Source organism: Novosphingobium sp. 11B, assembly GCF_054589055.1.
The window spans coordinates 38,001-48,320 of record NZ_BAAILP010000204.1 but is presented as its reverse complement, the minus strand read 5'-3'; the positions used below and the strand labels follow the sequence as shown (position 1 = coordinate 48,320).

The 10,320-nt window shown below is 66.0% G+C and carries 11 protein-coding genes; 3 read left to right on the top strand and 8 right to left on the bottom strand.

All coding sequences use genetic code 11. The features are described from left to right. A partial coding sequence (locus ACYPYD_RS18625; RefSeq protein WP_459664741.1) for a hypothetical protein occupies positions 1-222 on the bottom strand: 222 nt, incomplete at its 3' end. On the opposite strand from ACYPYD_RS18625, the gene ACYPYD_RS18620 reads away from it, so the two are divergent. Together ACYPYD_RS18620 and ACYPYD_RS18615 are read left to right on the top strand one after the other, a co-directional pair. Then, positions 221-757, top strand: a complete 537-nt coding sequence (locus ACYPYD_RS18620) for a DOMON-like domain-containing protein (protein WP_459664740.1) — start codon at positions 221-223, stop codon at positions 755-757. The two genes, ACYPYD_RS18625 and ACYPYD_RS18620, sit on opposite strands and share 2 nt — an antisense overlap. Beyond that, positions 754-1,953: an exo-beta-N-acetylmuramidase NamZ family protein gene (locus ACYPYD_RS18615; RefSeq protein ID WP_459664737.1), complete on the top strand. Its 1,200-nt coding sequence runs from the start codon at positions 754-756 to the stop codon at positions 1,951-1,953. Before ACYPYD_RS18620 ends, ACYPYD_RS18615 begins: the two co-directional genes overlap by 4 nt. Here the strand turns inward: ACYPYD_RS18615 and ACYPYD_RS18610 are convergent. Genes ACYPYD_RS18610 through ACYPYD_RS18590 form a run of 5 tightly spaced genes read right to left on the bottom strand, consistent with a single transcriptional unit; the run spans position 1,947 to position 5,614 of the window. Then, positions 1,947-2,219 carry a hypothetical protein gene (locus ACYPYD_RS18610; protein WP_036523112.1) on the bottom strand — a complete coding sequence of 91 codons (273 nt, stop codon included), beginning with the start codon at positions 2,217-2,219 and terminating at the stop codon, positions 1,947-1,949. The two genes, ACYPYD_RS18615 and ACYPYD_RS18610, sit on opposite strands and share 7 nt — an antisense overlap. 46 nt (positions 2,220-2,265) lie before the next feature. Then, the gene (locus tag ACYPYD_RS18605; RefSeq protein ID WP_459664735.1) at positions 2,266-3,447 is read right to left on the bottom strand and encodes a vWA domain-containing protein; all 1,182 of its coding nucleotides are present in this window, start codon (positions 3,445-3,447) and stop codon (positions 2,266-2,268) included. Further along, entirely contained in the window at positions 3,438-4,316 is an 879-nt protein-coding gene (locus tag ACYPYD_RS18600; RefSeq protein ID WP_459664732.1) for a DUF817 domain-containing protein, read from the bottom strand. Before ACYPYD_RS18600 ends, ACYPYD_RS18605 begins: the two co-directional genes overlap by 10 nt. Before the next feature lie 16 nt (positions 4,317-4,332). Next, positions 4,333-4,767 carry a GFA family protein gene (locus ACYPYD_RS18595; RefSeq protein ID WP_036523115.1) on the bottom strand — a complete coding sequence of 145 codons (435 nt, stop codon included), beginning with the start codon at positions 4,765-4,767 and terminating at the stop codon, positions 4,333-4,335. A 1-nt stretch (position 4,768) separates the two neighbouring features. Beyond that, positions 4,769-5,614 carry an AAA family ATPase gene (locus ACYPYD_RS18590; protein WP_008833173.1) on the bottom strand — a complete coding sequence of 282 codons (846 nt, stop codon included), beginning with the start codon at positions 5,612-5,614 and terminating at the stop codon, positions 4,769-4,771. 126 nt (positions 5,615-5,740) lie between these two features. On the opposite strand from ACYPYD_RS18590, the gene ACYPYD_RS18585 reads away from it, so the two are divergent. Beyond that, positions 5,741-6,940, top strand: coding sequence for a glycosyltransferase family 87 protein (locus tag ACYPYD_RS18585; RefSeq protein WP_459664730.1), 1,200 nt, complete (start codon positions 5,741-5,743; stop codon positions 6,938-6,940). On the opposite strand, the gene ACYPYD_RS18580 is transcribed toward ACYPYD_RS18585, so the two are convergent. Then, positions 6,909-8,165, bottom strand: a complete 1,257-nt coding sequence (locus ACYPYD_RS18580) for a serine hydrolase (protein ID WP_459664728.1) — start codon at positions 8,163-8,165, stop codon at positions 6,909-6,911. The two genes, ACYPYD_RS18585 and ACYPYD_RS18580, sit on opposite strands and share 32 nt — an antisense overlap. Before the next feature lie 113 nt (positions 8,166-8,278). After that, positions 8,279-10,288 (bottom strand): DNA topoisomerase IV subunit B, encoded by a 2,010-nt coding sequence (gene parE, locus ACYPYD_RS18575; RefSeq protein ID WP_459664755.1) that lies wholly within the window; start codon positions 10,286-10,288, stop codon positions 8,279-8,281. Between the last annotated feature and the right edge of the window lie 32 nt (positions 10,289-10,320).

Genomic DNA, 10,320 nt, shown 5'->3' with positions numbered 1-10,320 from the left:
CGCTTCTGTTTGAGGGAAGCGCGCGCCTAGCACGAGGAGGGGGGGAAATAAACGCCGATGGGTGCGGCGGTGCACACCCGCCTGCGACCAGGCGATAAATCGCCAGGTCTCGCGCCCCTCCCGCTTGCGGGAGGGGCTGGGGGTGGGTTTGTCGCGTGCATTCCTTCGTTTCGCCAGAACCGCATTGCCATGGAGCCACCCCAGCGCATAGCGAAGGGGCATGACCGAACTTGCCTTCCACCCAACACATCCTCCGCTCGCCGTCCGCAGCGTGGAGGCGCGGATCATAGGGCATGACGCGCAGTGGCTGCGCGCGCGCTGGAAGATCATGGGGGCGGCGAAGCTGGTCGTACCGGCTTTCGCAGGCAAGGGCAGGGCGGACGGACTGTGGCAGACCACCTGCTTCGAGATGTTCATCCAGCAGGGTGACGGCCCGGACTATACCGAGATCAACCTTTCTCCCTCCGAGCGCTGGAACGTCTACGACTTCACCGCCCGGCGCAAAGGCATGGCCGAAAGGCCGATGCCGCGCGAGCCGGAATGCACGATCCGGCAAGGCACCGACATGGCGATCTTCGACGCCGCGATTCCCGCCGCCGGGCTGCCGCTTGCGCCGTGGCGGTGCGGATTCACGGCGGTGATAGAGGAACAAGGCGGCCACAAGAGTTACTGGGCGCTGGCCCATTGCAGCGACGCTCCCGACTTCCACGATCCGGCTTGCTTCACGGCGACCATTGCGGCACCCACCGCGCCATGAAATTCGGTATCGACCGCCTGCTGGCGGACCCCGCCCTGCGCGCCCCGCTCGAAGGCAAGCGCGTTTCGCTCATCGCCCATCCGGCCTCGGTGACCGAGGAACTGGTCCATTCGCTGGATGCCCTGATCGCGGCCGGGGTCAACGTGACCAGCGCCTTCGGCCCGCAGCACGGTCTCAAGGGCGACAAGCAGGACAACATGGTCGAGACGTTCGACGAGACCGATCCGGTTTACGGCATCCCGGTGTTCAGTCTCTATGGCGAGGTTCGCCGCCCGACCGGGCAGATGATGTCGACCGCCGACGTGTTCCTGTTCGACCTGCAGGATCTGGGCTGCCGCATCTATACTTTCGTCACTACGCTGCTCTACCTGCTCGAAGAGACCGCCGCGCAGGGCAAGAGCGTCTGGGTGCTCGATCGCCCCAACCCCGCCGGACGTCCGGTCGAGGGCACGACGCTGCTGCCGGGGCAGGAGAGCTTCGTCGGTGCCGGGCCGATGCCGATGCGCCACGGGCTGACACTTGGCGAGATGGGCCACTGGTTCATCCGCCATTTCGGCCTGAACGTGGATTACCGCGTGATCGCCATGGAGGGCTGGGAGCCCGAGTCCGCGCCCGGTTTCGGCTGGCCGCAGGACCGCATCTGGATCAACCCGAGCCCCAATGCCGCCAACCTCAACATGGCCCGCGCCTATGCCGGGACGGTCATGATCGAGGGCGCGACCGTCTCCGAAGGGCGCGGGACCACCCGCCCGCTCGAAATCCTGTTCGGAGCCCCCGACATCGATGCCAAGGCGGTACTCGCCGAGATGCGCGCCTTCGCGCCCGAATGGCTGGAGGGCTGCGCGATCCGCGAGTGCTGGTTCGAGCCGACCTTCCACAAGCACGCCAAGACCTTGTGCAACGGTTTGATGATCCACGCGGAAGGCGCGTTCTATGATCACCAGGCATTCCGTCCGTGGCGGTTGCAGGCACTGGCGTTCAAGGCGATCAGGCGCCTTTATCCGCACTATCCGCTCTGGCGCGACTTCCCGTACGAGTATGAATTCGAGCGCCTTGCCATCGACGTCATCAACGGTGGCCCGGCCTTGCGCGAATGGGTCGATGACCCGGCTTCCACGCCCGCCGATCTCGATTCGATCGCCTCCCGCGACGAGGCCGCCTGGCGCGCCGGAGTCGCGGACCTGCTGCTTTACTGAGCCGGCTTCACCTTGGCGGGGTCGTTGGTTACGGCAGGGGGCTCGATGGTCCGGCCCGTGCCCGCCTCGGTGAGCACGGAGCAGCCGTTGACTCGCTTCTCCACCGCGCTGAGCAGCATCGGCGCGTCCCTGCCGGGCTCGAACTTTACCGTGCCGGTGCTGGCGGAAACCTGCTCGACCTTGAATTCGCACTGACGAGTTTTGGCAGCGCTGGCTTCACCCTGAACTGCCACGCCGGCAGCGAGCATCAGCAGGAACGTCATCATCGGTCATCTCCTTGGTGTATCGATCCTATCACGCCGACGGCGAGGGTCACCCCTTCTTGCGCGTCAACTCACGCATGGCCGCGTCCAGGCCGTCCAGCGTCAGCGGGTACATCGCTCCGCCCATGATCTCGCGGATCATGCGAGTCGAACCTGAATAGCCCCACTGTCGTTCGGGGCTGGGGTTCAGCCACACCGTCGCCGGATAAGTCTGCACCACGCGGTTCAACCAGACTGTACCCGCTTCCTCGTTCATGTGCTCCACCGAGCCGCCGGGATGGCTGATCTCGTAGGGGCTCATTGCGGCGTCGCCGACGAAGATCACCTTGTAGTCGTGGCCGTACTTGTGGAGCACGTCCCAAGTCGGCGTGCGCTGCGACCAGCGGCGGCGGTTGTCCTTCCATACGCCTTCGTAGAGGCAGTTGTGGAAGTAGAAGAACTCCATGTTCTTGAACTCCGCCGTGGCGGCGCTGAACAGTTCCTCGATCAGCCTGACGAACGGGTCCATCGAGCCGCCGACGTCGAGGAACAGCAGGACCTTCACCGCATTGTGCCGCTCGGGCCGCATGACGACGTCGAGCCAGCCCTGCTTGGCGGTCCCGGCGATGGTGGCGTCCAGATCAAGCTCCTCCGCCGCGCCTTCGCGGGCGAAGCGGCGCAGGCGGCGCAGCGCCACCTTGATGTTGCGGGTGCCGAGTTCACGGGTGTTGTCGAGGTTGGCGAACTCGCGCTTTTCCCAGACCTTGATCGCGCGGCCCTGCTTGCCTTCCCCGCCGATCCGCACGCCTTCGGGGTTGTAGCCCGAGTGCCCGAACGGCGAGGTGCCGTTGGTGCCGATCCACTTGTTGCCGCCCTGATGGCGCTTTTCCTGCTCCTCCAGACGCTTCTTCAGCGTCTCCATGATCTCGTCCCAGGAGCCGAGCGCCTTTACCGCCTCCATCTCCTCGGCCGAGAAGTAGCGTTCGGCGAGCTTCTTGAGCCAGTCCTCGGGAATTTCGACGGGCTGTTGGCCGTAGTCGCTGAACACGCCTTCGAAGACCTTGCGGAACACCTGGTCGAAGCGGTCCAGCAGGCCCTCGTCCTTCACAAAGGTGGCGCGGCTGAGGTAGTAGAACGCCTCGGGCGTCTGCTCGATCACGTCCTTGTCGAGCGCTTCCAGCAGCACGAGGTGCTCCTTGAGCGAGGCCGGAATGCCTGCGCTGCGCAGTTCGTCGATGAAATTCAGGAACATGGGGCGCCTTCCCTGCGGCCTTGAGCGCGCATCTTCGGCCTATGCACGGCCGCGACCAGCACGAAGGAAATATACATCAACAGATACCATGCACCCAGCTTGCCGAAGTGGACCATCGCCCAGCCGCTGCGCTGGCTCGGGTAGATCCACGCGTGCGAGAAGGTCGCGAGGTTCTCCGCGAACCAGATGAACAGCGCGACGAGGAACCAGCCGAGCAGCAGCGGCATCCACCGATCCTCGCGCCAGACAAGGAACCAGATGCGGGTGCGGGCGAAGCACAGGGCCAGCATGGCGAACAGCGCGAGCCGCAAGTCGGGCAGCCAGTGATGCGCGAAGAAATTGACGTAGATCGCCAAGGCCAGCACCACTGAAAGCCCCTCGCGCGGGTAGCCGGTGAAGCGGAAGTCGAAGATACGCCAGACGCGGGCGATGTAGCTGCCGACGGCCGCATACATGAAGCCCGAGAACAGCGGCACAGCGCCCACACGCAGCATCGCGGTTTCGGGATACTCCCACGATCCAACGGCGGTCTTGAAAAGCTCCATCACGGTGCCGACGACGTGAAAGGCAAGGATGACCTTGGCTTCGTCCAACGTCTCCAGCCGCAGCGCGAGCATCGCCAACTGGATGGCGAACGCACTGATGGTCAGGAAATCGTATCGGGCGAGCGGCGCATCGTCGGGATAGAACAAGTGCGTGCCGAGGAGCAGCGCGAGCAGCAGCCCGCCAAACAGGCAGGCCCAGCCCTGTTTGAAGCCGAACAGCAGGAACTCGTAGACCCACGCGCGCCAGCCCGGACGCGGCGTGAAGCCCTCGAGCCGCGCGCGGATCGCGGCGAAACGGGTGTGCGTGCTCGGCCCTGCGGTCATGACCCGGTGCCGCCGATCAGTCCTGCGGCGTGGGAGCCGGGGCAGGGGGCTGCTGCGGCCAGCGTTCCAGCGCCGGATCGATCACCGCCCAGTCCGGTGCGTCGTCGGTCCAGATCGCCATCGCGGGCCTCACGCCATGGTCGCCTTCGAGCAGGCCGATGCGAATGGTTCGGAACTGCGGGCGCGCGCTCGATCGGCCGAGCACCGGACTGCCGCAGGCCACGCAGAACTCCTGCGTCAGCGTATTGCCGCTGGCCGCGACGTAGACGAATTCGCCGCGATCCCCGGTCAGCGTCACCGCGTCGGTCGGGAACATCGCGTTGTTGGTCGGGCCGCCACCGGCGGTCTTCTGGCACTGGCGGCACCAACACTGACGGGTGGCGACCGGCTCCGCGGTGATTTCAACGGTAACGGCACCGCAGTTGCAGCGCCCTGAATAGGATGCGGTCATCTCAGCGGTTTCCCCGGGCCATGAAGGCCAGCCTTTCAAACATCATCACGTCCTGCTCGTTCTTGAGCAAGGCCCCGTGCAGCGGCGGGATGGCCTTGGCGGAGTCCCTGTTCTGCAGCACGTCGAGCGGCATGTCCTCGTTCATCAGCAGCTTGAGCCAGTCGAGCAGTTCGCTGGTCGAGGGCTTCTTCTTGAGGCCGGGCACTTCGCGCAGTTCGTAGAAGATCTCCATGGCCTTGCGCACCAGCACCTTCTGGATACCGGGGAAGTGAACGTCGACGATCGCCTCCATCGTTTCGCGGTCCGGGAAGCGGATGTAGTGGAAGAAACAGCGGCGCAGGAAGGCGTCGGGCAGGTCCTTCTCGTTGTTCGAGGTGATCACCACGATCGGGCGCTCGACCGCAGCGACGTGCTCTCCCGTCTCGTAGACGTCGAAGGCCATGCGATCGAGTTCAGCGAGGAGATCGTTGGGAAACTCGATGTCGGCCTTGTCGATCTCGTCGATCAGCAGGACCGGCAGGCGCGGCGAGGTGAACGCCTCCCACAGCTTGCCCTTGCGGATGTAGTTACCGATGTCGTGGACCCGCGCGTCGCCGAGCTGGCCATCGCGCAGGCGGGCGACGGCGTCGTATTCATACAGGCCCTGATGCGCCTTGGTGGTGGACTTGACGTTCCAGGTGATGAGCGGCGCATCGAGAGCCTCGGCGATCTGTTCGGCCAGCACGGTCTTGCCGGTCCCGGGCTCCCCCTTCACCAGCAGCGGGCGGCGCAGCAGCACGGCGGCATTGACGGCGACCTTGAGGTCCTCGGTGGCGACGTAGTTGCTGGTGCCTTCGAAACGCTGCATCGGCTCATCCTGTGACTTTAACCGTTTGATTAAGCCTTATGGGGTGCGATGCTGCAAGGCAATATCGATCCGGATACGACGGGCAGGCGATGGACTTCCCCGTCCGGGCGTTGCAGAGCAGAGCGCATGGGGCTCGATTTCCTGCGAAAGATGGACTGGCTGGGCGCGGCGCGTTGCGGCGCTTACTTGCGGATTCTCGCGCTGCTCAATGTCGTGATGCTGGCTTGGCTGGTGGCGAGTTCGCATGGCGGTGTCGATCGCAACGGCTTCCTGCTGGGGAGCGATTTCATCAGCTTCTGGACGGTCGGGCACATGCTCCGGGCAGGCGCGGACGTCTACGACGGCGCCGCGCATATCGCCGCGCAAAGGGCCTTCTTTGCATCCGAGGGCGGTTACACCGCCTTCTTCTACCCGCCCTCATTCCTGCCGTTCTGCTGGCCGCTGGGTGCGCTGGGCTACTTCCCTGCGCTCACCGCATGGCTGGTGACGACGGGGGCGGTCTATGTCGCGAGCGTGCGGGCGTGGTGGCACCGGTTTTTGGTGCCGGTTCCTTTGTGGCTGCTGCTCCTCGCGTTCCCGGCGGTGCCGATCGTGGTGACGCATGGCCAGACGGCGTTCCTCGTCGCGGGATTGCTCGGGGCTGGATTGTGGCTCGTACCCACGCGGCCGGTGCTGGCGGGCGTGCTGCTGGGGCTGGCGACGATCAAGCCGCAGTTCGGGCTGCTGCTGCCGATCGTGCTGCTGCTCACCGGTCAATGGCGAACGATCCTCGCAGCCGTCCTCACCGCCGGACTGCTTGCCGCCGCCTCGGCGCTGCTGTTCGGCGGCGAGGTCTGGTCAGGCTGGCTCTCCGCCAGTGCCCGCGCCGAGGAGGCCATGGCGGCAGGCGCGGTCGGCTACGCCAAGATGATGAGCCCCTTCGCGGCGCTCAAGCTGCTGGGCGCCGCGACATCGGTTGCATATGCGGTGCAGGCGGTGGTGGCGCTGGTGATAGCGGGCCTATTGGCGCGGGCAGCATGGCGAAGGGGCTGGTCCGATGGTCTGGCCGTCCTCGCCCTCGCCGGAGCGCCGCTGGTGACGCCCTTCGTACTCGACTACGACATGGTGCTGCTGGCGTTCCCGCTACTCTGGCTGGTGGGGCAGGGGCTGCGCCGCGGCTTCGCCGGGTGGGAGAAGCTGGCGATCCTCCTCGCCTTCGCCGCGCCAGCCTTCGCGCGGCCTTTGGCGATGAACCTTGCTCTGCCGGTGATGCCGCTCGTGCTGGGCCTGCTGTTTGCAGTGCTGTGGCGACGGGTCAGCCGGCCAGCTTCGCCAGTCGCAGCATGAGCACTTCGAAGCGTTTGTTGTCGATCGGCGCCTTCGGATCGTTCCAGCTTCCCGTCACCACCGACCACGCTCCCGACTTGCCCTGCAGCAGCCAGGTCATGCTCATCACGCCGTCTTCCGAGCCGCCCTTGTAGCCCACGTAGGCCCGCGTGCGGGCGGTGGCGCTATCCATCGCCGGGTTGATGGCGAGGATGTCGAACGCCTCGCGGCTGTCGAGGCGGCGCAAGTCGTTCATCACGCCCGCAAGGTCTGCGGGGGAGGAGAACCATTCGATCCGGTCGATCGCCACCGGGCCATGACCGAACACTTCTCCGGGATCGGCCTCGGCGACCCGCGAGAGGTCCAGCGCATCGAGCTGGCGCTGGCGTTCCTGCGGGGAGGCACTGGCATACCGCTCCGTGACCACGTCACCGCCGCGCTTGAGGGCGAACAACTGCGCGGTCGTCATCATAGGTGCTATCGCCTCGGGCCTTGCGTGCCGGGCGAGGCGGACTTCGCGTGCCAATGCCTCCTGTCCGGCAAGGCGCACCAGCATGTCGGTCGCGGTATTGTCGCTGATGGAGATCATCAGGCTGGCGAGGGTATGCACCGTCACCGGCGCACCGTCGGGGAGGGTGTGCACAGTGCCGCTCGGGAAGGACTTGCCCGATACCGGCACGACGTCGCTCCAGCGCCGCTTGCCTTGCTTCACTTGCCGCGCCAGCGCCGCGAGAACGTAGAGCTTGAACGAGGAGCCCACTGCGAACGGTGTCGTCACCTCGCGGCCTTTCGCGAGCACCGGCGCGTCATCACCGAGGCGATAGACCGCGAACCCGGCCTTTCCCGGCAAGGCTGCGAAATCCGCATCCAGCTTGTCGAGGCTGTCGCCTGCAGGCGTCACCGCGAAGATACGAAAGCCCGCCACCAGGGGCTTGTCGCCCGGTCCCAGTTCGATCCGGGCGGGCGCGGTGGCATTGGCGAGTTTCAGGGTGAAGGTGGCCGAACGCTGCTGTTCGCGCTTGAAGTCCGCATATCCTTCCACCGCACCGCCTTGCGCCGTGATCTGCGAGGTGAGGGCACGAAGGCGCTCGGCCGGAACTTCGCTCAGGAAGCGGGCGTCGAAAGTCTCTGCGGCATCGCGCTTGCCCTGCATGACCGCGACGACCTCCGCGACACGCTGCTTGAGCAAAGCCTCGGTATCGTCCTGCGCATGTGCCGCGCCGCTACCCAGAACGAGTGCCAGCACGAAACTGAGAAAACCCCGCCATCCGCTCATTGCCTGCCCCCCGGCCTGACCATCGCGGGCAGGCTGACGGCAGGCGGGATGAAGGTCAACGGGTGTTCATCGGGCGGTATCCGTCAGGCGTCGATCAGTTCGCGGTCGAGGTCGCCGGCGCGGTTCTGGATGAAGTGGAAGCGATGTTCTGGATTGCGCCCCATCAGGCGGTCGACGAGATCCTTCACGGCGAATCGGCCCTCGCTCTCCTGCGGCAGGGTGATGCGGATCAGGGAGCGGGTGTCCGGGCTCATCGTCGTCTCGCGCAGCTGGCCGGGATTCATTTCGCCAAGGCCCTTGAAGCGGCCGACTTCGACCTTCTTGCCCTTGAACTTCGTTGCTTCCAGTTCGGCACGGTGCGCATCGTCGCGGGCGTAGGCGGAGGTCGCGCCGGAAGTCAGGCGGTAGAGGGGCGGCTGTGCGAGGTAGAGGTGCCCGCGCCGCACGATGTCCGGCATCTCCTGGAAGAAGAACGTCATCAGCAGCGTGGCGATGTGGGCGCCGTCGACGTCGGCGTCGGTCATGATGACGATGCGGTCGTAGCGCAGGTTGTCGGCGTTGCAGTCCTTGCGCGTGCCGCAGCCGAGCGCGAGGCCGAGGTCGGCGATTTCCTGGTTGGCGCGGATCTTGTCGGCCGTGGCCGATGCGACGTTGAGGATCTTACCGCGGATCGGCAGGATCGCCTGCGTCTTGCGATCGCGCGCCTGCTTGGCCGAACCGCCTGCCGAATCGCCCTCGACGATGAACAGTTCGGTTTCGCCGTGGCCTTCGCCCGAGCAGTCGGTCAGCTTGCCGGGGAGGCGCAGCTTGCGGGCATTGGTGGCGGTCTTGCGCTTGACCTCGCGCTCCGCCTTGCGGCGCAGGCGTTCGTCCATGCGCTCCATGACGGAGCCCAGCAGCGCCTTGCCGCGATCGAGGTTGTCGGTGAGGAAGTGGTCGAAGTGGTCGCGCACCGCCGCTTCGACCATGCGCGCTGCCTCCGGAGAGGTCAGGCGGTCTTTGGTCTGGCTCTGGAACTGCGGGTCGCGGATGAAGACCGAGAGCATCACCTCGCTGCCGGTCACCACATCGTCCGGCGTGATGTCCTTGGCCTTCTTGGCCTGACCGACGAGGTCGGCGAAAGCACGAATGCCCTTGGTCAGCGCGCCGCGCAGGCCCTGCTCATGCGTGCCGCCGTCGGGCGTGGGGATGGTGTTGCAGTACCACGAATACGAGCCGTCGGAGTAGAGCGGCCAGGCGATCGCCCACTCGACGCGGCCCTGTTCGGAGCCGTCCTCGCCCTTGGGAAAGTCCTGCGAGCCCGAGAAGAACTGCGTGGTCACACATTCGCGGGTGCCGATCTGCTCGGCAAGGTGATCGGCAAGCCCGCCGGGGAACTGGAAGGTCGCCTCCGCCGGAACGCCGTCCACCGCCAGCGAGGGCGCGCACTTCCAGCGGATTTCGACGCCTGCGAAGAGGTACGCCTTGGAGCGCACCAGCTTGAACAGGCGCGCGGGCTTGAACTTCTGGTCGCCGAAGATCTCGGTGTCGGGCGTGAAGGTGACGGCCGTGCCGCGCCGGTTGGGCGCCGCGCCCACGCGCTGGATCGGGCCGAGCGTCACGCCGCGTGAGAATTCCTGCGCGTAGAGTTCCTTGTTGCGCGCCACTTCCACGCGCGTCTTCACCGACAGCGCGTTGACCACCGAGATGCCGACGCCGTGCAGACCGCCCGAGGTGGCGTAGGCCTTGCCGGAGAACTTGCCGCCCGAGTGCAGAGTGGAGAGAATGACCTCCAGCGCCGACTTGCCCGGGAATTTGGGATGCTCGTCCACCGGGATGCCGCGGCCGTTGTCGGTGATGGTGATGCGGCCGGCGGTGCCGGGTTCGTCCTCCAGCGTCACCTCGATGCGGTTGGCGTGACCGGCGACGGCCTCGTCCATCGCGTTGTCGAGGACTTCGGCCGCAAGGTGGTGCAGCGCGCGCTCATCCGTACCGCCGATGTACATGCCCGGACGGCGGCGGACGGGTTCGAGCCCCTCCAGCACCTCGATCGCGGAACCGTCATAGGACTCGCCGGTGGCGGCGGGGAGCTTGTCGAAGAGGTCGTCGGACATGACGGCCACTATAGGGCGCGCGGAATCGTGGG

What these genes read in the sequence shown, in the direction of transcription:
- ACYPYD_RS18610 (WP_036523112.1), bottom strand. Translation starts at nt 2,219, where the DNA reads ATGATGACGTTCCTGCTGATGCTCGCTGCCGGCGTGGCAGTTCAGGGT.
- ACYPYD_RS18605 (WP_459664735.1), bottom strand. Translation starts at nt 3,447, where the DNA reads ATGTTCCTGAATTTCATCGACGAACTGCGCAGCGCAGGCATTCCGGCC.
- ACYPYD_RS18615 (WP_459664737.1), top strand. Translation starts at nt 754, where the DNA reads ATGAAATTCGGTATCGACCGCCTGCTGGCGGACCCCGCCCTGCGCGCC.
- ACYPYD_RS18620 (WP_459664740.1), top strand. Translation starts at nt 221, where the DNA reads ATGACCGAACTTGCCTTCCACCCAACACATCCTCCGCTCGCCGTCCGC.
- ACYPYD_RS18585 (WP_459664730.1), top strand. Translation starts at nt 5,741, where the DNA reads ATGGGGCTCGATTTCCTGCGAAAGATGGACTGGCTGGGCGCGGCGCGT.
- parE (WP_459664755.1), bottom strand. Translation starts at nt 10,288, where the DNA reads ATGTCCGACGACCTCTTCGACAAGCTCCCCGCCGCCACCGGCGAGTCC.
- ACYPYD_RS18595 (WP_036523115.1), bottom strand. Translation starts at nt 4,767, where the DNA reads ATGACCGCATCCTATTCAGGGCGCTGCAACTGCGGTGCCGTTACCGTT.
- ACYPYD_RS18590 (WP_008833173.1), bottom strand. Translation starts at nt 5,614, where the DNA reads ATGCAGCGTTTCGAAGGCACCAGCAACTACGTCGCCACCGAGGACCTC.
- ACYPYD_RS18600 (WP_459664732.1), bottom strand. Translation starts at nt 4,316, where the DNA reads ATGACCGCAGGGCCGAGCACGCACACCCGTTTCGCCGCGATCCGCGCG.